The organism is Amycolatopsis jejuensis, assembly GCF_000717335.1.
In the GTDB taxonomy this organism is placed as follows: Bacteria; Actinomycetota; Actinomycetes; order Mycobacteriales; family Pseudonocardiaceae; genus Amycolatopsis; species Amycolatopsis jejuensis.
On sequence record NZ_JNYZ01000004.1, the window covers coordinates 67,449 to 90,230 of the forward strand.

Annotated in this window: 24 protein-coding genes and 1 pseudogene; 9 read left to right on the top strand and 16 right to left on the bottom strand. The window is 69.7% G+C overall.

The window, feature by feature from the left end:
• Positions 1–3: 3 nt before the first annotated feature.
• Complete coding sequence (locus tag OO71_RS05020) at positions 4–669, bottom strand: hypothetical protein (RefSeq protein ID WP_051791024.1); 666 nt, start codon at positions 667–669, stop codon at positions 4–6.
• 297 nt (positions 670–966) lie between these two features.
• Here OO71_RS05020 and OO71_RS05025 point away from each other — a divergent pair, with 297 nt between their 5' ends.
• From OO71_RS05025 to OO71_RS05035, 3 genes are all read left to right on the top strand, one after another.
• On the top strand, positions 967–1,557 hold the full coding sequence (locus OO71_RS05025) for a biotin transporter BioY (RefSeq protein ID WP_033288694.1): 591 nt from the start codon (positions 967–969) through the stop codon (positions 1,555–1,557).
• Between the two features lie 83 nt (positions 1,558–1,640).
• Positions 1,641–3,692, top strand: a complete 2,052-nt coding sequence (locus tag OO71_RS05030; protein WP_033288454.1) for an ATP-dependent DNA helicase — start codon at positions 1,641–1,643, stop codon at positions 3,690–3,692.
• Positions 3,693–3,750: 58 nt separating this feature from the next.
• Positions 3,751–4,083, top strand: coding sequence for a hypothetical protein (locus OO71_RS05035; protein ID WP_033288455.1), 333 nt, complete (start codon positions 3,751–3,753; stop codon positions 4,081–4,083).
• 324 nt (positions 4,084–4,407) lie between these two features.
• On the opposite strand, the gene OO71_RS05040 is transcribed toward OO71_RS05035, so the two are convergent.
• From OO71_RS05040 to OO71_RS05060, 5 genes are all read right to left on the bottom strand, one after another.
• Positions 4,408–4,809 (bottom strand): OsmC family protein, encoded by a 402-nt coding sequence (locus tag OO71_RS05040; protein WP_033288456.1) that lies wholly within the window; start codon positions 4,807–4,809, stop codon positions 4,408–4,410.
• Entirely contained in the window at positions 4,806–5,579 is a 774-nt protein-coding gene (locus OO71_RS05045; protein ID WP_033288457.1) for an aminoacyl-tRNA hydrolase, read from the bottom strand. Before OO71_RS05045 ends, OO71_RS05040 begins: the two co-directional genes overlap by 4 nt.
• Positions 5,576–6,805 (bottom strand): phosphoserine phosphatase SerB, encoded by a 1,230-nt coding sequence (serB, locus tag OO71_RS05050; RefSeq protein WP_033288458.1) that lies wholly within the window; start codon positions 6,803–6,805, stop codon positions 5,576–5,578. The genes OO71_RS05045 and serB overlap by 4 nt, the downstream gene beginning before the upstream one ends.
• A 222-nt stretch (positions 6,806–7,027) precedes the next feature.
• A complete protein-coding gene (gene ctaD, locus OO71_RS05055; RefSeq protein ID WP_033288459.1) occupies positions 7,028–8,800 on the bottom strand; it encodes an aa3-type cytochrome oxidase subunit I in 1,773 nt (590 codons plus the stop codon).
• Between the two features lie 480 nt (positions 8,801–9,280).
• Positions 9,281–10,015 (bottom strand): alpha/beta fold hydrolase, encoded by a 735-nt coding sequence (locus tag OO71_RS05060; RefSeq protein ID WP_033288460.1) that lies wholly within the window; start codon positions 10,013–10,015, stop codon positions 9,281–9,283.
• On the opposite strand from OO71_RS05060, the gene OO71_RS05065 reads away from it, so the two are divergent.
• Positions 10,014–10,577: a GNAT family N-acetyltransferase gene (locus tag OO71_RS05065; protein WP_051791025.1), complete on the top strand. Its 564-nt coding sequence runs from the start codon at positions 10,014–10,016 to the stop codon at positions 10,575–10,577. The two genes, OO71_RS05060 and OO71_RS05065, sit on opposite strands and share 2 nt — an antisense overlap.
• 263 nt (positions 10,578–10,840) lie before the next feature.
• Here OO71_RS05065 and OO71_RS51960 read toward each other — a convergent pair whose 3' ends face one another.
• The 3 genes and pseudogenes from OO71_RS51960 to OO71_RS05075 form a co-directional block, all read right to left on the bottom strand.
• Positions 10,841–11,146, bottom strand: a complete 306-nt coding sequence (locus tag OO71_RS51960; protein ID WP_084144716.1) for a hypothetical protein — start codon at positions 11,144–11,146, stop codon at positions 10,841–10,843.
• Between the two features lie 201 nt (positions 11,147–11,347).
• Positions 11,348–12,109, bottom strand: a pseudogene (locus OO71_RS51965) (SDR family NAD(P)-dependent oxidoreductase).
• Positions 12,110–12,126: 17 nt separating this feature from the next.
• Complete coding sequence (locus tag OO71_RS05075) at positions 12,127–13,251, bottom strand: alkaline phosphatase family protein (RefSeq protein ID WP_033288696.1); 1,125 nt, start codon at positions 13,249–13,251, stop codon at positions 12,127–12,129.
• Between the two features lie 46 nt (positions 13,252–13,297).
• On the opposite strand from OO71_RS05075, the gene OO71_RS05080 reads away from it, so the two are divergent.
• Positions 13,298–13,507, top strand: a complete 210-nt coding sequence (locus tag OO71_RS05080) for an FmdB family zinc ribbon protein (protein ID WP_033288461.1) — start codon at positions 13,298–13,300, stop codon at positions 13,505–13,507.
• Here OO71_RS05080 and OO71_RS05085 read toward each other — a convergent pair whose 3' ends face one another.
• On the bottom strand, positions 13,508–14,620 hold the full coding sequence (locus tag OO71_RS05085; RefSeq protein WP_033288697.1) for a trans-sulfuration enzyme family protein: 1,113 nt from the start codon (positions 14,618–14,620) through the stop codon (positions 13,508–13,510).
• 59 nt (positions 14,621–14,679) lie between these two features.
• On the opposite strand from OO71_RS05085, the gene OO71_RS05090 reads away from it, so the two are divergent.
• The 3 genes from OO71_RS05090 to OO71_RS05100 all read left to right on the top strand — a co-directional run bounded on the left by OO71_RS05090 (position 14,680) and on the right by OO71_RS05100 (position 15,944).
• The gene (locus tag OO71_RS05090) at positions 14,680–15,234 is read left to right on the top strand and encodes an Lrp/AsnC family transcriptional regulator (RefSeq protein ID WP_245633568.1); all 555 of its coding nucleotides are present in this window, start codon (positions 14,680–14,682) and stop codon (positions 15,232–15,234) included.
• A gap of 68 nt (positions 15,235–15,302) precedes the next feature.
• A complete protein-coding gene (locus OO71_RS05095) occupies positions 15,303–15,485 on the top strand; it encodes a hypothetical protein (protein ID WP_033288462.1) in 183 nt (60 codons plus the stop codon).
• 21 nt (positions 15,486–15,506) lie between these two features.
• A complete protein-coding gene (locus tag OO71_RS05100) occupies positions 15,507–15,944 on the top strand; it encodes a GNAT family N-acetyltransferase (RefSeq protein WP_033288463.1) in 438 nt (145 codons plus the stop codon).
• Here OO71_RS05100 and OO71_RS05105 read toward each other — a convergent pair.
• The 5 genes from OO71_RS05105 to OO71_RS05125 all read right to left on the bottom strand — a co-directional run bounded on the left by OO71_RS05105 (position 15,938) and on the right by OO71_RS05125 (position 21,181).
• Positions 15,938–17,704 carry a 3-hydroxyacyl-CoA dehydrogenase family protein gene (locus OO71_RS05105; protein ID WP_033288464.1) on the bottom strand — a complete coding sequence of 589 codons (1,767 nt, stop codon included), beginning with the start codon at positions 17,702–17,704 and terminating at the stop codon, positions 15,938–15,940. The genes OO71_RS05100 and OO71_RS05105 overlap by 7 nt on opposite strands.
• Before the next feature lie 114 nt (positions 17,705–17,818).
• Positions 17,819–18,496, bottom strand: a complete 678-nt coding sequence (dhaM, locus tag OO71_RS05110; RefSeq protein ID WP_033288465.1) for a dihydroxyacetone kinase phosphoryl donor subunit DhaM — start codon at positions 18,494–18,496, stop codon at positions 17,819–17,821.
• On the bottom strand, positions 18,493–19,113 hold the full coding sequence (gene dhaL, locus OO71_RS05115; protein ID WP_033288699.1) for a dihydroxyacetone kinase subunit DhaL: 621 nt from the start codon (positions 19,111–19,113) through the stop codon (positions 18,493–18,495). The genes dhaM and dhaL overlap by 4 nt, the downstream gene beginning before the upstream one ends.
• Entirely contained in the window at positions 19,113–20,114 is a 1,002-nt protein-coding gene (dhaK, locus tag OO71_RS05120; protein WP_033288466.1) for a dihydroxyacetone kinase subunit DhaK, read from the bottom strand. The genes dhaL and dhaK overlap by 1 nt, the downstream gene beginning before the upstream one ends.
• Before the next feature lie 65 nt (positions 20,115–20,179).
• Positions 20,180–21,181 (bottom strand): DUF3558 domain-containing protein, encoded by a 1,002-nt coding sequence (locus OO71_RS05125; protein ID WP_033288700.1) that lies wholly within the window; start codon positions 21,179–21,181, stop codon positions 20,180–20,182.
• A gap of 146 nt (positions 21,182–21,327) precedes the next feature.
• Here OO71_RS05125 and OO71_RS05130 point away from each other — a divergent pair, with 146 nt between their 5' ends.
• Positions 21,328–22,512 carry an acyl-CoA dehydrogenase family protein gene (locus OO71_RS05130; RefSeq protein ID WP_033288467.1) on the top strand — a complete coding sequence of 395 codons (1,185 nt, stop codon included), beginning with the start codon at positions 21,328–21,330 and terminating at the stop codon, positions 22,510–22,512.
• Here the strand turns inward: OO71_RS05130 and OO71_RS05135 are convergent.
• Complete coding sequence (locus tag OO71_RS05135) at positions 22,509–22,772, bottom strand: hypothetical protein (protein ID WP_033288468.1); 264 nt, start codon at positions 22,770–22,772, stop codon at positions 22,509–22,511. The two genes, OO71_RS05130 and OO71_RS05135, sit on opposite strands and share 4 nt — an antisense overlap.
• Positions 22,773–22,782 lie beyond the last annotated feature (10 nt).

The following is a 22,782-nucleotide window of genomic DNA, read 5'->3' on the forward strand; positions in this document are numbered from 1 at the left end:
ATCTCACGCACCCAATGCCACATTGGGGTGTTTGCCGAAGGGGTTACAGGCGGCGGTGCCGAGATAGATGTCGCCGCTCGCCGGACCGCCCTGCGGGAACAGCTTGATGTGCACGGCGTGCGTCACGAGGCTGCCGTCGGCGGGCTGTGGTGTCACGGTTTCGTTGAGCGTGATCGTGGCCAGCGCCGTGCCTGCTTCGCCGCCAGGCACCGTGATCCGGTAGTTCGCCGGGATCGACGACGGCACGGTGAAGCCCGTGACCTCGCCGATCGACATCGAGCCGGTGCTGCCCGAATCGTCGGTGGTCGCGCATCCCACGGCGTACGTACGCACCTTCAGCACCGGCCCGCCGTAGTGCTTGAGCAGGTCGGACTCGAAGCGCTGGCCGCCGGTCTGGACCGACGCCACCGGCCCCTTCCGCGCACAGGTGGCCCCGCCGAAGCCGAACACCGCGGCCGGGCCCGCCTCGCCGCCGGTGGTGCGCGCGGACGCCGGTCCGTCGGCGTCGCAGCGCGCCAGTTCCCCGGTGACCACGTGCTGGGTGTCCACCAGTACGTCGGCGCTGCCCGCGGAACCCCAGCCGGTCGAGGTGACCGGGGGTTCGGCGTGCGCCACCGCGGTAGTTGAAGCCATGAGTGCCCCGGTGACCAGCAGGACCCGTCCGCGCATCGACCTGTCTCCCTTCGCCCGTGCTTCGACATCGGCAGCGCGGCAGGGGTCCCAAACGTCGCAACTCCGACCTCACCCGGACGTGTGGTGCAGACCGGCTCGGTTCCCGGCTTGGACCGGCTCGGTCCGGCTTGGTCCGGCTTGGTCCGGCTCGATCCGGCTCGGTCCAGCTCGGTCCAGCTCGGTCCGGCTCGGCTCGGCTCGGTCCGGCTTGGTGAGGAACGCAACTTGTCCGGTTCCGTCCGGCCGGTCGGCGATAGCCTGCCGGGACGTCCGTTTTTCGTGGTTGGAGGTCCCGTGTCCACGCTGTCCCTCGCCGGCCGCCGTCAGGTGCTGGCCGACCTCGTGCCCGGCGCGCTGGTGCGCGATCTGACGCTGGTGGCAGGCGGTGCCGTGCTCACCGGCGCGGCCGCGCAGCTGGTGATCCCGATCCCGGGCACGCCGGTCCCGATGACCGGCCAGACGTTCGCCGCGCTGCTCGTCGGCGCGACGCTGGGCATGCGCCGCGGTGCCGCGTCCCTGCTGCTGTACCTGCTCGTGGGCGCGGTAGGGGTGCCGTGGTTCCAGGGCGGGACGTCCGGGCTGTCCGGCGCTTCGGCCGGGTACATCGTCGGGTTCGTGTTCGCCGGTGCGCTCGTCGGCGCGCTCGCCCGCCGCGGTGGTGACCGCACCCCGCTGCGCACGGCGGGGACCATGGTGGCCGGAAACATCGTGATCTACGCGTTCGGCGTGCCGTGGCTGATGGCCGTCACCGGGTTCGATCTCGCCACCGCCTTCAGCAAGGGCGTGGTGCCGTTCCTCGTGGGTGACGTGCTGAAGACCGTGGTCGCCGCGGGTGTGCTGCCGCTCGTGTGGGTCGCGGTTTCGCGGTTCCGCAAGGAAGACTGAGCCGGTAGCCGATCCCGGCGCGAACGGCCCGTTCGCGCCGGGATCGAACATCCTGTCGGACCCGGCGGCTATCGTGTCTGCCTGTGCCCGCCCGAACCGATTTCCCCGGCGTCCTCGAACTCCTCACCCACGCGGTGGAGTCCGTCGGCGGCGCCGAACGCCCCGGCCAGGTGAAGATGGCCGACGCCGTCGGCCACGCCATCCGCACCGGCGAGCATCTCGCCGTGCAAGCCGGAACGGGCACCGGCAAATCGCTGGCGTACCTGGTCCCGGCCATCCGGCACGCGGTGGAGAAAGACAAGACGGTCGTCGTCTCCACGGCCACCATCGCGCTGCAGCGCCAGCTGGTCGACCGCGATCTGCCGCGGCTCGCGAAGGCGCTCAAGAAAATGCTCGGCCGCGAGCCCACGTTCGCGATCCTCAAGGGCCGCCGCAACTACCTGTGCCTGCACCGGCTCGACACCGGCGCGCCGGAGGAGCCCGACGACGCGCAGCTGTTCGACCCGTTCGTGGTGTCCCGGCTGGGCAAGGAAGTCACGCGGCTGCACGAATGGTCGTCGGACACCGAAACCGGCGATCGCGACGAGCTCGTCCCCGGCGTGTCCGAGCAGGCGTGGCGGCAGGTTTCGGTCACCGCAAGGGAATGCCTCGGTGCCGCGAAGTGCCCGATCGGCACCGATTGCTTCGCCGAACGCGCGCGGGCCGAGGCCGGGCGCTCCGACGTGGTCGTCACCAACCACGCGCTGCTGGCCATCGACGCCTTGCAGGGCTACCAGGTACTGCCCGACCACGACCTGGTGGTCATCGACGAGGCACACGACCTGGTCGACCGGGTCACGTCGGTCGCCACCGGCGAGCTCACCAGCTCCATGGTGTCGGCCGCCGCGCGCCGGTGCGGAAAGCTGATGGACGCGGCGATCGCCGACCGGCTGCTGGAGTCGTCCGACGGGCTCGCGCTGATCCTCGACGACATCCCGGCCGGGCGGCTCGACGCACTGCCGCGGCCGTTGCAGGGCGCGATTCCGGCGGTGCGCGACGCGGCGAAAGAATGTCTCACCGCGCTGGGGTCGGATCGCAAGGAGGAGGTCGGCGAGGCCACCGCGCGCAAGCTGGCGCGGTCGCTGCTCGATGAGGTGCACGACACCGCGGTGCGGCTGCTCGACGCGTACGACGACGATCTGGCGCACCAGCGCGACGTCGTGTGGGTCACCGGGGATCGCTACTCCTCGAACCCGCGGCCGCCCGCGTTGAAGGTAGCGCCGCTCGGCGTGGCCGGGTTGTTGCGGGAACGCGTGTTCAACCAGCACACCACGGTGCTCACGTCGGCCACGCTCACCCTCGGTGGCGAGTTCGACACGATGGCGCGGCAATGGGGTCTGCCGCCGGGTGGCGCCCGCGTCGAGAAATCGCCGGGCACGGCCACCGACAAGGAAGCGCCGTCGGACGAGGACACCGGGCCGAAGTGGACCGGCCTCGACGTGGGTTCGCCGTTCGACCACCGCCGCAACGGAATCCTGTACCTCGCGAAACACCTGCCGCCGCCGGGCCGCGACGGTCTCGCCGAGTCCACAATGGACGAACTGGCCGAGCTGGTCGAGGCGGCAGGCGGGCGCACGCTCGGCCTGTTCTCCTCGATGCGCGCGGCAAAACAGGCCGCGGAGGCGATGCGCGAACGGCTCGACCACCCGATCCTGTGCCAGGGCGACGACGCCACGCCACTGCTGGTCCGGAAGTTCGCCGAAGACCCGCGCACCTGCCTGTTCGGCACGCTCACGCTGTGGCAGGGCGTGGACGTGCCGGGGCCGTCGCTGCAGCTCGTGGTGGTGGACCGGATTCCGTTCCCGCGCCCCGACGACCCGGTGTCCTCGGCCCGCCAGCGAGCAGTGGAAGCAAGGGGCGGCAACGGATTCCTCACGGTCGCGGCCACGCATGCGGCGCTGCTGCTGGCGCAGGGAACCGGACGGCTGCACCGCTCGGTCACCGACCGCGGGGTGGTCGCGGTGCTGGATTCCCGGCTGGCCACCGCCCGGTACGGCGGATTCCTGCGCGCGTCGCTGCCACCCTTTTGGCCCACCACGGATCCGCAGGTCGCACGCGATGCACTGAAACGACTCGACGCGGCCGCGCCCGCGTGAGGAAGGGCACGAGGCAGGCGGGTACGGTGAACCAAACGTTCACGACAGGGAGCACCGGTTGACCCAGGATTCGTCCAGCGCACGATCCCGGACCGTCAGTGTCGACGACACCGGGGTGCGGCGCACGCTCGCCGATGGCAGCGAAGAGGCTGTGACGTGGTCGGAGCTGCAGTCCGTCATGGTGAGAGTCATCCCCGACGGCCCCTGGAACGAAGACGTCTTCTTCATGCTCGTAGGCAACGACGGCAAGGGCACGGCAGTCCCGAGCGGCGACCCGGCCGCGGACGCCCTCATCGAACGCCTGCAGACCCTGCCCGGTTTCGACAACGAGAAGTTCATCGAAGCGATGACGACGGACGCGGATCAGGCTTACGTGGTGTGGCAGAGCTGAGCTGCCACTGCTGCTTCGGGTGGCTGGCTTGATCTGCCGTTCAAGGTATGTCGGGTGGCAAAACTGAACCGCCGCCCACGCTGAGCCGTGCGGGAGACCGATCCGCCGCGCGGCAAAGTTGAACCGCCACTCACGCTGCGCCGTGCGGGACACCCGATCCGCCGCGCGGCAAAGCTGAACTGCCGCTCACGCTGCGCCGGGCGGCAGACCGATCCGCCGCTCAAGCAACGTCACGCCGCCAAACTGACCCGCCGCCCACGCTGCGCCGTGCGGCAGCCCGGATTCGGCGCTCAAGCCAGGTCGAAGGGCAGATTGCTCCGCCGCTCAGCCGGGGAACGTCTCCGTCACCGGGATGGCCTTCTTCAGCGTCCGGCTCACCGTGCACAACCGCTCGATCGCCCGATCCACCGCGCCCGCCAACGCCTCCCGCTGGGCCGGGTCCAGCGCGGACACGTCGACGTCGAACGCAAGATGCACCGCGTCCAGCTCCGACGCACCCTCCCGCCGGTCCGCCGTCACGCCCACCCGGAACTTCGCGTCCTCGCCGACCCGGCGCGTGATCAGCTCTTCCGCCGTCACCGCCGCGCAGCCTGCCGCGGCGATCTGCAGGAGTTCCGCCGGGGAGAAGGCACCTTCCGCGCCGCGGCGACCGATCCGCACCTCCGCGCCGCGTTCGTTGCGGCCGACGAAGCTGTGCGTGCCCTCGCGCTGTACTTCCAGGGTCATCGGTGCCCTCCAGGTTGCTGTGCCAGCACGGTGATCGTGCCGGGGTCGACCTCGGTGAAACCCGCATCGCGCACGGCGACCACCCGGTTCTCGCGCCAGCCCGCTTCCGGGTCGTCGATCGGGCAGAGTTCCTTCCACCGCCCGGGACTGGGCGTGCGCACCGCGACGCGGTAGCCGCGGTCCGCCCACGTCGCCAGCTCGGCGTCCGACAGCAACGACGCCAGGATCATCGTCGCGTGTCCGACCTGTGCGGACGCTTTCCCGACTGTCATCGGGACGTCGGGGTTCAGCATCAGCAGCGGTACGTCGGACGGCGGCGCGCCGGGAGTGTCGGCGGGCAGTTCGCTGCCGGAGATCTGCAGGCGCGAGACCTCTTTCGGGGCATCCTTGACCAGCCCGGGGACCAGCGCTCGCGCTTCGGCGCCGTCGACGTTCACGGTGATCCCCGGCAGGTCGAGCACGGCTTGCCAATGCGCACCGCGGGCCCGGCGCGCGACCTTGCGGATGCGGTTGTCGAGCCACGCGTGCACCGGCTCGGACCATTCGCCGCCGGGTGCAGAACGCTCGTCGAGGCACGCCGCCAGCGCCGCCGCGGCTGCCGCTTCGAGCAGCGCAGTGCGGCCCGGCGGCTCGGCCCGTTCGATCCGCAGGATCACCGGCATGGCGCGGACCTCGTCCGGGTCCTCGTCGGAGGTGTCGGCCGTGGCCTCCGCGGGCAGGCCGAGCCACGAGGCGTACCGGCTGCGCAGTGGTTCGAGAACGGAACTCACGGGCGGACCAATTCGAGCCCGTCGGCCGCGTCTGCCGCTTCCACCTCTGCACGCGTGACGCCGAGGACGAACAGCACCGCGTCCAGATACGGATGCGACAACGCAGTGTCGGCGACCTCCCGGAGCGCGGGCTTGGCGTTGAACGCGACGCCCATCCCGGCCGCGGCGAGCATGTCGATGTCGTTGGCCCCATCGCCGACCGCAACACACGCTTCGAGCGGAATCCCGTACTCGTCCGCGAACCGGCGCAGCGCGGTCGCCTTTCCGGCTCGGTCGACGATGTCGCCGACGACCCGGCCGGTGAGCTTGCCGTCCACGACCTCCAGTTCGTTGGCGGCCGCGAAATCGAGCCCGAGATCGTCGACGAGATGGTCGATGACCTGGGTGAACCCACCGGACACGACGCCGCACTGGAAACCCATCCGCTTGAGCGTGCGGACGGTCGTGCGGGCACCCGGGGTCAGCTCGATGGCCGCGGCGACCTCGTCCAGCACCGTGGCGGGCAGCCCGGCCAGCAGGGATACGCGCCGCTCCAGCGATTCGGCGAAGTTCAGCTCACCACGCATCGCGGCGTCGGTGATCTCGCGGACCTGGTCCTCGACCCCGGCGTGCGCGCCGAGCATCTCGATTACTTCGCCCTGTACGAGCGTGGAATCGACGTCGAAGACCACCAGCCGCTTCGCCCGCCGGGTAATGCCCGCGCGTTCGACGGCGACGTCGATCCCGGCTTCGGACGCCGCGTCGGCGAGGGTGGAGCGGAGCTCGGCGTCGGCGGATTGGGTGTCCTCGCGGACGGAAACGTACAGCTCCAGGCCGGTCACCGGGTAGTCGGCGACGCTGCGGATGGAGTCGATGTTCGCCCCGACCCCGGCCAGCCGCCGCGCGACCTCGGAGAACGCCCTGGCAGTGACCGGACGGCCGAGCACCACCAGCACGTGCGAGGAATCGCGCCGGCCGAGCGCGAAGGGGTCCACGCCGATGGCGTCGCCGATCCGCACCTCGACCTGCATGCCGACCGTCGCCATCGCCTGCTCCACGGACTCCTGGAGCCCCTCGGGGTCACGGTAGACGCCCGCGAGCACGCCGAGCACGAGCTGCCCGCGGATCACGACCTGCTCGACGTCGAGCACGTCCACGTCGTGCCGCGTGAGCACGGCGAAGAGGACGGACGAGACGCCGGGCTTGTCCGGACCGGTCGTGGTGATGAGGACGGGAGTCTGGGTCACTGGTTCGCTATCCCTCGTTCGTCTCGGTACCGACGTTCCGGCCACGGCGAGTCGGCACCGCCCAGTCTGGCCTCCCGGACGCGGCGGCAGAACGCCCGCGTGCCCTGCTTCACACCGGGAGCACCACGAACGGGGGACCCGGGACCGGCTCGGGGCAGGAAAAAGGCGCGTGCCCGGCCGAGGAAGCCTCGACCGGGCACGCGCCTGGAACTCGTGCGGGCTTTACTGCTCGCTCGCGTTGTCCTTGCTGTGGTCACCCGGCATCGTGGCGTCGACCAGCTTCTGCGACGGCGCGGCGACGTGCTTGGCCTTGCCGAAGAAGCCGATCTCGCCCTCCGCATGGAGCCGTTCGACCATGTGCGGGTAGTGCAGCTCGAACGCCGGGCGCTCGGACCGGATCCGCGGCAGCTCGGTGAAGTTGTGCCGCGGCGGCGGGCAGGACGTGGCCCATTCGAGCGAGTTGCCGTAGCCCCACGGGTCGTCGACCGTGACGATTTCGCCGTACCGGTAGCTCTTGAACACGTTCCAGAGGAACGGCAGCGTGGACGCCCCGAGGATGTACGCGCCGATCGTGGAGATCGTGTTGAGCGTGGTGAACCCGTCGCTGGCCAGGTAGTCGGCATACCGCCGGGGCATGCCTTCCGCGCCGAGCCAGTGCTGCACCAGGAAGGTGGTGTGGAAGCCGATGAACGTGGTCCAGAAATGCCACTTCCCGAGCTTCTCGTCCATCATCCGGCCGGTGATCTTGGGGAACCAGAAGTAGATCCCGGCGAAGGTGGCGAACACGATCGTGCCGTAGAGGACGTAGTGGAAGTGCGCCACCACGAAGTAGCTGTCCGACACGTGGAAGTCGATCGCGGGCGCGGCCAGCATGATGCCGGTGAGGCCACCGAAGAGGAAGGTGACGATGAAGCCCATCGAGAAGATCATCGGCGTCTCGAAGGACAGCTGGCCCTTCCACATCGTGCCGATCCAGTTGAAGAACTTCACGCCGGTGGGCACCGCGATGAGGAACGTCATGAAGGAGAAGAACGGCAGCAGCACCGCGCCGGTGGCGTACATGTGGTGCGCCCACACGGCAACGGACAGGGCCGCGATCGACAGCGTCGCGAAGACCAGGCCCTTGTACCCGAACACGGGTTTTCGGCTGAAGACCGGGAAAATTTCCGACACGATCCCGAAGAACGGCAGCGCGACGATGTACACCTCGGGATGGCCGAAGAACCAGAAGAGGTGCTGCCAGAGGATGACCCCGCCGTTGGCCGGGTCGAAGACGTGCGCGCCCAGATGCCGGTCGGCAAGAAGCCCGAAGAGCGCCGCGGTGAGGATCGGGAACGCGAGCAGGATCAGGATGCTCGTGATGAGGATGTTCCAGGTGAAGATGGGCATCCGGTACATCGTCATGCCGGGCGCGCGCAGACAGACCACTGTCGTGATCATGTTGACGGCGCCCAGGATTGTGCCTAGACCGGACACCGCCAGCCCGGCAATCCATAGATCAGCGCCGACGCCAGGCGAATGGATCGCGTCCGATAGTGGCGTGTAGGCGAACCAGCCGAAGTCGGCGGCACCACCCGGGGTGAGGAAGCCGGACAGCACGATGAGGCTGCCGAAGAGGAAGAGCCAGAACGAGAACGCGTTGAGCCGCGGGAACGCCACGTCCGGCGAGCCGATCTGCAGCGGCAGGATGAAGTTCGCGAAGCCGAACAGGCTCGGCGTGGCGTACAGCAGCAGCATCACCGTGCCGTGCATGGTGAACAGCTGGTTGTACTGCTCCTGCGACAGGAACTGCTGCCCCGGCTGGGCGAGCTCCGTGCGGATCAGCATGGCCATCGCGCCGCCGACCATGAAGAAGGCGAATGACGCGACCAGGTACATGATCCCGATCTGCTTGTGGTCCGTCGTGCGGAACAACCGCAGCAGGTACGAACCCTTTACCGACTCGCGCGCGGGATACGGGCGCGTGGCGATCGGCTTCGGGGCTACGGCCGTCACTCCTGCCTCCAACACTGCAACCTTGTGGTGGTCAATCGTCCGGGTCGCTCGGGGCCAGGCGGGCCTGGATCCGGGCGGTTAGGGGGATCGTAGCCCTCGGTACCGACAGTCGCTCGCACCGGCTGCTCAGATCACCGCATGGCAGCCCCATTCCACGCCGTGGCGGTCTCCGCCGCGCTCGCCACCGGCCGGGTGCGCGGACTGCCTGCCGGTTCCGCGGAGGTCATCCGTGAGCACTCGAACGTGCTGGTGAGGATGGGTCCGCTGGCGGCGCGCGTACCCGCGGTGAGGCGGCTGCTGCGGCGACCCGGTTCTCGTACGATGTCGTCGCCTCGGCCTTCGTCACCGAGCGTGGTGTGCGCGTCGTCTCACCTGCCGTGGATCCCCCGGCCGGGCACTGTTTCGTCGCGGGGCGACCGGTCACGCTCTGGCACTGGATGCCGCGCGATCCGGATCATGGTGATTTGCCGGACGCGTACTTCAGGGGTACCAGCCGAGGATCGCTTCGACCACGCCGGTCGGGTCTTCCAGCGGCGTCATGTGGCCGACGTCAGGCAGCACGACGAGCGTTGCTCCGGGCAGCGCGTCGACCATCGTGTTCGCGGCCTCGATCGGCGTGGTCGCGTCACGCTCCCCCACGATCACGAGCGCTGGCACGGCTGTCTCGCGAAGCAGGTCGACGGAATCGGGACGCGTACGCATCGCGCGGGCCGCCCAGGCGACACCTGTGGGTGGTTGGGAGTCGATGAGTTCGCGTACGCGCGCTACGACGGCTTCGGGCGCACTGTCGGCGACAAGGATCGGCAGGTTGGCGTCGGCGAGCCAGGCAGTCCCTTCGGCGTCGACGCGGTCCGCTACGTCGAGCCGGGTCTGCGCGGCCTCGGGCGTGTCCGCAGTGGCTTTGGTGTCGATGAGGACGAGACCGCCGACGCGTTCGGGCGCCGCGCGGAGGACGGCCATCGCGACGTAACCGCCCATCGCACAGCCGCCGAGGACGACCTGGTCGAGCTCGAGCTTGTCGAGAAGCGCGACAACGTCGCGGGCCGCGTCGGCGAGGTCCGGTTCGGCGGTGGTGTCGGGTAGCGGGCTCCGGCCGAGGCCTCGTTGGTCCGGTGTGATGACCCGGAGGCGTTCCGCGAGCGGCGCGCGGACCGGGTCCCACATGCGGGCGTCGAGCGGGAAGGCGTGCAGGAGCACCAACGGCAGTTCGGTCATGGCGGCATTGTGGCGGTTTTTGTCGGTGGTCGTGGTTAGGGTCGGAGGGGTGAGGGAGATCGTGACGGAACGGCTGGTGCTGCGGCCGTTCGTGGAAGCCGACCGGCAGGCCGTGGTGGACATCCAGACCGACCCGCGGACGAACCGGTTCAACCCGGACCCGCCGGACGTCGCGGGCACGCTGCTCGTTTTCGACAGCTGGCTCGCACATTGGGCGGAGTTCGGGTACGGGTACCTGGCAGTCCGGGAACGAGGCAGTCCGGAGGTTCCGGACGGGGCTGACGTGATCGGCATGACGGGAGTCCGGGTGCGGGACTTCCACGGCGAGAAGGTGCTGAACCTGGCGTACCGCTTCCGCCCGTCGGCGTGGGGAAAGGGCTACGCGGAGGAGGCCACGCGAGCGGCGGTGGAGTGGGCAGAACGCGAGGTGGCGGGGGTGCCGGTGCTGATCAGTGTCGCGGTGGCGAACAAGCCGTCACTGCGAGTGGTGGAGAAGCTGGGCTTCAGGGAGTACGTGGAGGAGGACTACGAGGGGGCACTTTCGCGGCATTTCCGCCGGTGAGGGTTTGCGGTGGATCGGGTTGTGGCTGGGCTGGGGTGTCGCCTGAGCATGGCTGGGGCTGAGCCGGGATTGCAGCCGGGCCGGGGTTGCCGCAGAGCCCGGCTGAGCCGGGATTGCAGCCAGGTCGGGGTTGCCGCAGAGCCGGGCTGGGCTGGGATTGCGGCCGGGTCGGGGTTGCCGCAGAGCCGGGCTGAGCCGGGGCTGCGGCCGGGCCGAGGTCGCGGCCGGGATGGGGCAACCATCGCCTCCGGGCACTGCACCGTTCACCGGCGGCGGTTGGGGCGGCGGCGGGTTCTGGCGTCCCAGCAAGGGCGGTGCCAGTGGCGGCGGTCGGCGACCGAGCCGGTTTCGTCGGCGGGCCATACGACTACGTGTGGGGTGCCCGGGCGGATTTCGTGGTCGCAGCCTGGGCAGCGGTAGGTTTTCGTGGCGTGGGAGCCCGGTACGGTCCGGACCAGCCAGTCGCCGTCCGGGCCCGATTCGGCTTGTGCCCAGCCGCTGGTTGTGCCCGGGTCGGGGCGTTCGTCCCGGCTGCGACGGCCGCGGCCGGGGAGATTGCGTCGGGGCACGGGTAAAACGGTAACCGGCCGTCGATCATGGGGTGGGGTGGGCCAACAAGTGCGGGAATGGCTGACTGAGGGAACGGCCCGCCGAGGGAATAGCTGGCCGAGGAAAGTGGCCCGCCAAGGCACGGTGCGGTGGGCGGCAAGAGAACGACGGCACGAGCAAAAGGCGACGGAGACCGCCCACCCACCGGAGGGACGGGTCCGTCAACCACCCAACGCTGCCATGCCGCCTAGTGCCGGGAGGACTGCGCCGTTCACGTAACTCGCGTTCGGGGAGGCCAAGAAGGCGATCACCTCGGCGATTTCCTGGGCCTCGGCCAGGCGTTGCAGGGCTACCGCTCAGCCGGCTGCTTCGAAGGCGTCTCCAAAAGCTGCCTGCGCGTCGGGCCGGCTGTTACGGCGTCACGCATACTCCGGACGGGCCGAATTCTGCTGCCCACGTCCTCGTCAGCGACTCCAGAGAGCGACCTTCGACGCGCCGTACACCCCGTTTCCCGCGCCGGGGACCGATGCCGCGCCGCTGCGCACGTTCACCGCTGCGCCGCGAGCTCGGCGGACCATGCCTGGCACCAATGCCTGTACCAGCAGGAACGGTGACCAGAGGTTGACCTCGACGTGGTCGTCGAAGGAGGTGTCTGCGGTGGAGGCGAAGCGGAAGATCCCCGCGTTGTTCACCAGGACGTCGACCTCACCGGCTGCGGCGGCCAAGCGGCGGACCTCCGCCGGGGCGGCCAGGTCGGCGCGTTCGAAGCGGGCACAGCGGAACGGATCCTCGCGGAGGATTCCGGCCACGCGCGGGGTCGCGACCGTGGAGTAAGACGTCCAATCCCTCGAGCAGCCAGTATGACTCGGCCGATGCCCGCGGTGGCGCCGGTGACCAGGGCTACCGGGGGCACGGTGGATCTCCAATCGAAGCCGGGACGAACCCCACGAAAGACCATCACAGCGAAGATCGGCAAAGGACATTGCCGAAATGGCAAAGATCAGCCCTGCGCAAGCGCGAGTGGTACCAGCTGCTCCCCCTCGGTCAGTGACCCGTGCTGGCCGATCAGGCTTGACTCCATGGCCTCCGCCAGCTCGCGGACCATGCCGAACGTCCCCGTCGCCGCTGCGACGACGTCGCCGATTCTCGGGCGTACTCGGTCGCTCACTGAGGTGCCGAACCAGCCTGCGGCGATTGCCTCGTCTCGCGGTAGCACCCACGCTCGCGGGCCCAGCACCGAGCGCCACGCGGCGAGGACGTCGGGCGTTGCGCCAGGCTCGGTGTACACATGGCGGGCCCGTACCTCGCCGCCGAAGGCTCGGACGCCTTCCAGCAGGTCGGGCGTGTCTTCCAAGTTCAGCTTTTCCGACACCGCCACCATTCCGTGGTCCGCGACCACCGCAAGCAACGCACCGGCGGGCAGACCGTCCACAATGGACTCCACCAGACGGTCGACGTGCTGCAGCTGGATCCGCCACGCGAGCGAGCCCGGGCCGTACAGGTGCCCCAGCAGGTCGAGTTCGCTGTGGTACGCATAGCAAAACGCCCGTGACGACAGGACTTCCAACGTCCGTGCGGCGAGGTCGCCCAGCGCGTGTACTCCGGCGTACCTCGCACCGCCCTGCGTCGCCTGAGTCATGGCGGTGTTGGCGAAGTGTGCGGACGACACCACGGCAGTGTCGAGCCCGGCCGCGGCGGCGCGTTCGAACGTCGTCGGCAGGGGCTGGACCTCGCGGGGTGGCAGCGCGCCCCGCAGGTCGCTGCCGTCTTCGTGCGAGCGCCAGCGCAGCGCGTTCAGCACCCCCGCGCCCGGCACCTCGAAGGTGTACCCGACCATCCCGTGCTCGCCCGACGCCAAGCCGGTGCCGATGGCCGCGAGCCCGGCCGCCGTCGTCGACGGGAAGCCGACCCGGAGCGGGCGGCGGGCGAGTTCGGTGAGCACCGGCGCGTCGGCGGCGTGTTCGGCGAGCAGCTGCCAGCCGAGGCCGTCGATCAGGAGCACGCACGCGCTTCTCGCTTCCGGCAGCTCCAGCCCACCCCCTTCGCCGGGCACGCCGAGCGAGCCGAGCAGTGCAGGAACGACCTGGCCGAGGTGCGGGAGATCCGCGAACTGGGGCACATCCACCCACACAGCTTCCCACCAACCCGCCTCGGCAGCGATAATCACCACCATGCCCACCTACGCGTACCGCTGCCGCGACTGCACCGGCACCTTCGAACTGCAGCGTCCGATGAGCGAGTCGAGCGCGCCGGCGCGGTGCCCCGAAGGCCACACCGACACGGTCAAGCTGCTCACCACCGTCGCGCTCACCGGCGCGTCGGCCGCCCCCGCCCCGTCCGGAGGCGGCGGTGGTTGCTGCGGAGGCGGCTGCTGCGGCTGATCAAGAACTCTTCAACGCCTGATCCAGATCCAGCCACAGATCCTCGACGTCCTCCAGCCCGGCCGACAGCCGCAGCAGGCCGTGCGTGATCCCGGAGCCGGTGCGGTCGTCCTCGGCCACGATCCGGTGCGTCAGCGACGCCGGGTGCTGGACCAGCGTGTCGACGCTGCCCAGGCTCACCGCGGGCGTGATCAGCCGGACCGCGCCCACCACCGCATGCGGATCGCCGGTCACCTCGAAGGCGACCAGCGGTCCGCCCAGCTTCGGATAATGCACGACGCGCACCGCGGGATGCGTAGCCAGCCGCGACGCCAGCACGGCAGCCGTCTCCGACGCGGCTTTCACGCGCAGCGGCAACGTTGACAGCCCTCGCAGCAGCAGGTACCCGGCCAGCGGATGCAGTACGCCGCCAGTCGCGAAGCGCAGTGACCGCAGCCGCGCAGCTTCCTCCGCGTCGCACGCGACCACGCCACCCATCACGTCACCGTGTCCACCGAGGAACTTCGTGGCGCTGTGCAACACCATCCGCGCGCCGAGCCGCCCTGGACGCTGCAGCACCGGTGTCGCGAAGGTGTTGTCGACGAGCACCGGAACGTCACCGGCCACCTCAGCCAGCGCGGCAATGTCGAGTTCGCTCAACGTCGGGTTCGCCGGGGTCTCCACGAAAACCAGGCCGGTATCTGGTCGGAGCGCAGCTGCCACCTCGTCCGGAGAAGCCCAGGTGACCTCCGTGCCGAGCAGGCCGGTCGTCAGCAGGTGATCCGTGCAGCCATACAGCGGCCGTACCCCGACGACGTGCCGTTTCCCTTGCGACACCGCGGAAAGCAAGCAAGCCGACACCGCAGCCATGCCACTCGCGAACGCCACCGCGTGGTCGAAGCCCTCCAGTTCCGCGAGCGCCTCTTCGAAGCGCGCGACGGTCGGGTTGCCGATCCGGCCGTAAATACCGGTGACGTCCGCGCCCGCGGCGAACTCGTCGATGCGGCGAGCCTCCGCCGCGCTGTCCCGCGCGGGGTAGGTGGTGGAGAAGTCGAGCGGGACGGCGTGCAGGCCGAGGTCGGCGAGATCGTCGCGACCGGCGTGGACGGCTCGGGTGCGCAAGGCGGAAGTCATGGTCGCCACGGTCGGTCAATCACCGGGCCGGACGCAACATGATCGGATAGAATTCGGCAATGGCCGACCAAGTCGAACTCAGTCCGGTTGATCTCGAGATCCTGCGGGTGCTGCAGAACGATGCCCGGACGTCCAACAAGGAGCTGGCGGCAGCGGTCGGCCTGGCGCCTTCGACGTGTCTCGACCGCGTGGCACGGCTGCGCGAGACCGGCGTGATCACCGGCCAGCACGCGCAGGTCGACGCCGCGAAGCTGGGCCGCCCACTGGAGGCTTTCCTGTTCGTGCAGGTCCGGCCGCACCGGAGGCCGCTGGTCGAGCAGTTCGTGCAGCACCTGCTGGCGCTGCCGGAAATCCGCGCCGTCTACCACCTCACCGGTCCGGACGATTTCCTCGCGCACGTGGCCACCACGTCGGCTGCCGAACTGCAGCGGCTCGTACTGGACGAGCTGACGTCGCGCGACGAGGTCGCCCGGGTCCACACGAACCTCGTTTTCCAGCACTGGCAAGGCGGTCCGCTGCTGCCACCGGCGACTCCGCAGCACCATGCGCGCACCGAGCGCGACGATTTCTCTCGATCCGGTGGCGGCGCCGGAATCCGCCGCCGGAACCGGTAACGGAATTCGCCGGGAATGCGACTCGCCCACCACGAAGGATTCGCCGGTCGAAGGACGGAGGAACCGCGATGACGAGCACGACCGGACCGGCCGCACACCATTCCCCGGAATACCTCGGACCGCCGACGCAACCCCTGCGGCTGCCCAGCAGGCCCGGCGCACCGGCCACCTGGTTGCTCCTGCTCGCCGCGCTCGCCGGAGCCGCGGTGATCGGCGCGATCTGGCTGGGAATCAGCTTGGCCGCCAGGTAACGAGAGGGCAGAATCGGCCGGGTGGCAGAGATCAGCTTCCTGACCGAATCCGACCGCGCCGGCTGGGAAAAGCTCGCGCGCGGCAAAGACGCCTATTTCGACGTCGAACGCAGCGACAACAGTTACGCGGAAACCTGGCGCCGCCTGCTCGGCGACGAACACATCCGCGGGATCGGCGCCCGGCTGGACGGCGCAATGGTCGGCATCGCGCATTACCTCTTCCACGCCAGTATCTGGAAGACCGGGCGGTGTTATCTCGCGGATTTGTTCGTCACGGACGAAGTCCGGCGGCAAGGTGTTGCGACGGCACTGGTGGAGTGGGTGGCCCGGGACGCCGAGGAGCACGGTTTCCCGGCGCTCTACTGGAACACCCTCGAAGACGCCCCGGCCCGCAAATTGTATGACCGGGTGGGGAAATTCCACCCGGGCCTGATCCTCTACACCTATCGCCGTCAGTAATCCTTGAAGCCCTTGCCGGTTTTGCGCCCGAGCCGACCCGCCGTCACCAGGTGTTCCAGCAGCGGCGCGGGAGCGAAACCCTCCTCGCGGAATTCGTTGAACAACGTGCGCTGAATCGCGAGCGAAACGTCCAGCCCGACCACGTCCAGCAGTTCGAACGGCCCCATCGGCAAACTGCAGCCGACCTTCATCGCCGTGTCGATGTCGTCCGCCTCGGCGTAATGCGCCTCCAGCATTTTCACCGCGTCGTTGAGATACGGGAAAAGCAGCGCGTTCACGATGAATCCCGCGCGGTCGCCGCAATGCACCGGATGCTTGCCCACCGCGGCGCACACGGCCGTCGCGGTCGCCGTGACGTCCGGCGCGGTCGCGATCGTGGACACGATCTCCACCAGCTTCATCACCGGCGCCGGGTTGAAAAAGTGCAGGCCGACCACGTCACCGGGCCGCGACGTCGCCGCCGCGCATTCGATCACCGGCAGCGACGACGTGGTGGTCGCCAGTACCGCGCCCGGGCGGACGACGTCGTCCAGCGCCGCGAACACCGCCTGCTTCACCGAAAGTTCCTCGGCCACCGCCTCCACCACGAGGTCGACGTCGGCCAGTTCCTCGAACTCGGTCACCGGCCGGATCCGCGAAAGCGCGGCCACCGCGTCCTCTTCGGACAGTTTTCCCTTCACCACAGCCTTGTCGAGCGACTTTTTCACCTTCGCCACCGACGCTTCGGCCTTGTCCATGCTCCGCGCGCGCAGTACGACGTCGAAACCGCGCTTCGCGAACACTTCAGCGATGCCGGTGGCCATCGTCCCGGTGCCGATCACGCCGACCGAGCGCACCTCACGCGCGTCCGAAGAGTCCACAGTGGACGCCGAAGCGGAATCCACCACCACGGGCGAATCCGGCGCATCGTAGGCGTAAAAACCGTGCCCGCTCTTGCGTCCGAGCTGCCCCGCGGTGATCATCTGCTTCAGCAGCGGCGCCGGCGCGTGCAGCCGGTTGCGGGACTGGTGGTACATCGTATCGAGGATTTCGTACGCCGTGTCCAGCCCGATCAGGTCGAGCAGCGCGAGCGGGCCCATCGGGTACCCACAGCCGAACCGCATGGCCGCGTCGAGGTCCTCGCGGGTCGCGTACCGCTGCTCGTACATCCGCACCGCGTGGTTGAGATAGCCGAACAGCAGCGCATTTGCGATGAAACCGGCCCGGTCGCCGATCACCACCGGCGCTTTGCCCAGCCGCTGCGCGAATTCCACGACGTCGGCGACGACGTCCGGCTCGGTCACCACCGTGCGCACGACCTCGACCAGCTTCAGCACCGGCGCCGGGTTGAAAAAGTGCATCCCGACGACCTTGCCGGGCCGCGCCGTGTGCACGCCGATCTCGGTGATGGACAGCGACGACGTATTGGACGCGAACACCACGTCCGGCCGCGTCACCTTGTCCAGCTGGGCGAACACCTCGGCCTTCGCGGTGAGGTTCTCCGGGATCGCCTCGACCACCAGGTCCACTTCGGACAGATCGGCGAGCGACGTGGAACACCGCACGCGCGCGAGCAGCTGCTCCCGCGCGGCCGCGTCGAGCTTCCCGCCCGCAAGCGCCCGTTCGGTGGAATGCCGCAGGTGCGCGAGGCCGCGCTCGACCCCGGCCTCGTCGAGTTCCACGGCGGCCACGTCGAGCCCGCTGCGCGCGAGCACCTCCGCGATGCCTGCCCCCATCGTGCCAAGACCGACGACGCCGACCGTCGAGATTTCCCGTGCCACAAGGCCTCCGGAGGTTACCCGCTGGTAGTTTCCGCTCACTGTGCCACGCGGGACCCCCGAAAGCACTACCGAATCGAGTCAGTCCGGCCGAAGTCACCCGGTCGGCAACCCGGGTCACTCGCCGAAGTTCGTCTCCACCAGCTCGGCCACCTTTGCGACCGCCTCACCCGCCTGCGGGCCACTGGCGCGGACCACGATCCGGTCACCGTGGCGGGCACCGAGCGACATCAGCGCGAGCACGCTGTGCGCGTCGGCCTCCTGTTCACCCAGCCGCACCGAGACCTCGGCCTCGAACGCCGCCAAGCTACGCACCAGTACGGCAGCCGGACGCGCATGCAGCCCGACGTCGTTGGTGAGCGTGAACTCCTTCTCCACCAGGCCTTCCCCGGCCGGCTCCGCCAGCTCCAGGTCGGGTGCGAACCCGGCACTCGCCGCGGCCTCGCCCACTGCCTTGCGATCTGCCCCGCCCTGCGCTGCGACAGCCGCCGCCACCGCGCCCTCCACCAGCGGCGCGTCCACGACCACCGCCGCCGACGGCCCGGCCAGCGACTCCACCGCCAGCTCAGCGGTCATCTGCGCGCTGCCCAGGTCGTACAGCAGCACCACGCCGTCGCCGGAGTCGGCGCGCTGGGTAGCCGCGACGACCTCGTCGTAGTCGGTGCCGATACCGCCGTCGTCGGGCAGCCCACCGGCCGGGACGATCCGGACGTCCGGCGCCATCTGGGCAGCCAGCTCGGCCAGCCCCTCGGCCAGTTTCGCGCTGTGCGACACGAGAACGATTCCGACGGTCACCGGGCCGCCTCCGCGAGGGCGCGCAGCAGCAACGCCGTCGAGCGGGCACCGGGGTCCATGTGCCCGACCGCGCGTTCGCCGAGGTACGACGCCCGGCCCTTACGCGGTATCAAGTCCACTGTGGACTCTGCGCCGCGGTCTGCTCCGTCGGCAGCTGCGGCGAGCACGTCAGCGACCGAGCCACCCGTGCTTTCGGCTGCCGACAGCGCCGGGATCAGCGCATCGACCATCGTCGCGTCGCCGCCGACCGCCTTGCCCCGCGCCTGTACACCCTCCAGCGCCGCCCGTAAGGCGTCCAGCAGGAGCGGCACATCGATCTCGGCCGCGTCACCCAGTTTTGCCGACGCCCGCAGGAAAGCCGTGCCGTACAACGGTCCCGCCGCGCCACCGACCTTCGAGATCAACGTGGTGGCAGCCAGTTTCGCGACAGCGGCCGGGGTCGCCGGGACCTGCGTTTCCAGCGCCGAGACGATCGCGGTGAAGCCCCGGCTCAGGTTCTCGCCGTGGTCGCCGTCGCCGATTGCGCGGTCGAGCTCGATCAGCTCGGTGCGATGCTCGGCAATCACCTCGGCGGCGGCACGCAACGCGGCCGCGAGCCCTTCGGCGGTGCAGCCCATCACATCCCCCAGCGCAGGGCGGCGGTGCGCACCGGCGCGTCCCACAGTTGCGTCAGCTCGTCGTCCAGTTTCAGCAGGGTCAGGCTGATGCCCTGCATTTCGAGGCTCGTGATGTACGGGCCGACCAGCCTGCGCTCGACCACGATCCCGCGTTCGGCGAGCAGCCGCTCGGCAATGCCGTGCGCGAGGTACAGCTCGAGCTGCGGCGTGCCGCCCATCGAGTTGGTGAACAGCAGCACCTTGTCCCCCGCCTCGAACGGCAGGTCGGACACCACCGCCTCGACCATGCGGGCGACCAGCGCGTCGGCCGGTTCGGCCGGAATCCGCTCGCGGCCGGGCTCGCCGTGGATGCCGATGCCGAACTCGACCTCGTCCGGGCCGAGGTCGAAACTCGGCTCGCCGACGTGCGGCACGGTGGGTGCGGTGAGCGCCACCCCGATCGACCGGACCTGGCCGATCACCTTGCGCGCCAACGCTTCCACCGCGTCGAGCGAGGCACCGCGCTCGGCCGCGGCGCCGGTGATCTTCTCCAGCAGCACGGTGCCGCCGACGCCGCGCCGCCCGGCGGTGAACGTGGAATCCTTCACCGCGACGTCGTCGTCGATGACCACGCTGCGCACGTCGAGGTCTTCCGCGGCGGCCAGTTCGGCGGCGGTCTCGAAGTTGAGCACGTCACCGGTGTAGTTCTTGACGATCAGCAGCGCACCCGCCGGTCCGGTGGTCGCGGTGACAGCTGCCTGTACCGCATCCGGAGTGGGCGACGTGAAGACCGCGCCGGGCACCGCGGCGTCGAGCATGCCGGGGCCGACGAACCCACCGTGCAGCGGCTCGTGCCCGGACCCGCCGCCGGAAACCACCGCGACCTTGCCTGCCACCGGCGCGTCCGCGCGGACCACCACCGCCGGGTCGTCCTGCACGCGCAGCAGGTCCGCATGCGCCACCGCGAGCCCTCTGAGCGATTCGGCGACGACGGCCGCCGGATCGTTGATGATCTTCTTCATGCGGACCTCCGGCACCTCGGCGTCGTCGATGCCCCCAACCTAGTGCCGGACCGCCGGGAAGGCACTCACGACGGGCGGGGCAGTTTCCCGGCCAGCTGCTTCGCGAGGCCGGTCGCCTTGCCGCACGGATCGTCCTGCGCCGGCTGGACGTCCGGGTTCCGGTACTCCAGCTGGACCACCTCGGCGCGCTCCGGCGCCCACAGCCGGTGCTGCCATTTGACCTGGCAGCTCGACCCGCTGCTGGTGCCCTGCTTCGCGTACGCCTGGCTCATGCCGCCGACGTCGGCCTTGAGCCAGCCGTCCCCCTCGCGCGGCTGGACGCCGGGGAACATCGTCACGCGCAGGCCGTCCACCGAACCCCATTCGCAGGCATGCAACCCGGCCGGACGCGGCTTGGCCCCCATCACGACGGCGTCGACCGCGCTCGGGTCGAGCACCGTGCACGGGTCGACGGGGAGCAGCGACCCGGCGTTGGACGGGTACTTCTGCGGGCTGCCGTGCAGTTTTTCGACCGCCGAAGCGACCAGCTTGCGCCCGGCCGCGCACGCGTCGCCGCCGGGGTAGTCGATGCGGAAGGACACCCCGAGGTCCGGGTTCCGCGCGGTGAGGACACTGACCGAACACCCGGTGGTGCCGCTCGGGTCCGGCACCTCGACCTGCGGCAACCCGCCCACCGCGCCGGTGGTCTTGTTCGAGGCGAACAGCACGATGCCGCCCACCTCGACGTTCGCCGTGATCACCTTCCCGCCCGGATCGGCGGCCTTGCCGCGGCACTCGTCGAACCGGACGGTCGACGGGACCGGATCGCCCTGCGCGGTACCCAGCTGCGCGAGCGCACCCTGGTCCACGAACTGACAGGGCTGGACCTCGCGCAACACGGCGACGGTGACCGCGGGATCGGAGATCGGACCGGACGTCGCGGCGCCGTCCCCGGCCGCGGGAACGGTGGTCCGCGCGAAGTTCTCCTTGCCCAGATCCGGCCCGCCGCACGCGGACAGCACCAGCGCACCCACGGCGACCAGGGCGGACAACTTCGGGAACCGGGCAGCCCGGTGATCGTGCACCACGTCCGGCAACCTAGTCGATTGTCGCGGCTGTCTTGTGCCGATACTCCGGAATCCACGAGTGATCTTCGGGCACCGCTCGGGGTAACGACGCCCGTGATCCGGCCGGACGCGGCACTTTCACCGGCCGCAAGGGACAAACTCGTCCCATGGCGACCCAGCTCAATGTCAGCGACGAATTTCCGGTCCTGCTCGAACGGATCGATGCCCTCGGTGCATCCATCGAAGCAACCGCCGACCAAGCCGAGAAGCTCGCAACGCTCACCGACGAGACCGCGCAAGCGCTGCTCTCGGCCGGGCTCGTCCGGGCCGGACTGCCGAAAAGCCTCGGCGGTCACGAGTTCTCGCCACGGCAGGTGATCAGGACGATCGAGCGGCTCAGCTACTACGACGCGTCTGCCGGGTGGACGATGATGGCGCTGCAGGGAGCCACCGGAGCCACCGCGGCCTACCTAGGCGACGAGGTGGCGGGCGCCCTGTTCGCCGACGTGGCAAACGGCAAGCACGCTGTGCTGGCGGGCCAAGGCAGCCGGCCCGGCCGGGCGGTCCCGGTGGACGGCGGGTACCTGGTGAGCGGGAACTGGCAGTTCGCCTCCGGCATCGCGCTGGCCACCCACATCTACAGTGCGATCGTGGTCAAGGGCACCCGCGAGATGCGGATGCTGGCCATGCCCAAGGAAGAGGTGACGCTCGTCGACAACTGGGACGTCCTCGGCCTGCGCGCGACCGGCAGCATCGACTACCACTGCACCGACGTGTTCGTCCCCGAAACCCACACCTACCCTGCGGCGATCACGGATCCCGTAAGCGGCGGTGCGCTCTACCGCATCGGCCAGGCGAACATGACCACGGTCGTGCACACCGGCTGGGCGCTCGGGGTCGGACGGCGGCTCCTCGACGAGCTGAAGCGCTACGCGGCGACCAGGTTCGGCACGCGGGGCGCCATCGTCGACACCGCACAGTTCCACGCCGAGTACGCGACAGCCGAAGCCCGGTTACGCGCGGCACGGGCGTGGGCACTCGACGTCTGGCAGGACAACGAAGCCACCCTGGATTCCGGCCGGTTGCTGGACACGGAGCAGGAAACCCTGGTCCGGCTGGTGCTCAACCACACGACCCGGACCGCACACGAGGTGGGCCAGACCGTGCACCGCTGGGCCGCGACGACCGCGATCCGGCGGGGCCCGATCGACCGGTTCCTGCGTGACCTCGCCACCGGTACGCAGCACATCACGTCCGGCCCGATCGCCCTGCAGAACTGCGGGAAATGGCTCAGCGGCGCACAACCCGGCGGGCACTGGGAATTTCTCGACCTGGTGGACGCGGACCGCTAGTCGTCGGCAGTTTCGGTGGAGGGCGGCACCACGAGCGGACGCAGCACCGCCCACAGCACGAACAACGCCGTCACGACGAGCAGGCCGATCCCGGACCACAGGTTGATGTTGACCCCGGCCGCCTTGTCGCGGTCCGCGTCGCTGGTGAACCCGGCGCCCATGACCGTGAGGATCACGCCGTAGACGCCGAGCAGCAGCGCGATGATCAGCCGGATGTCGAAGGCGCCCGCCTTGCGCGGCCGCGAGGACTTCTCGGACATGCGGGCCTCC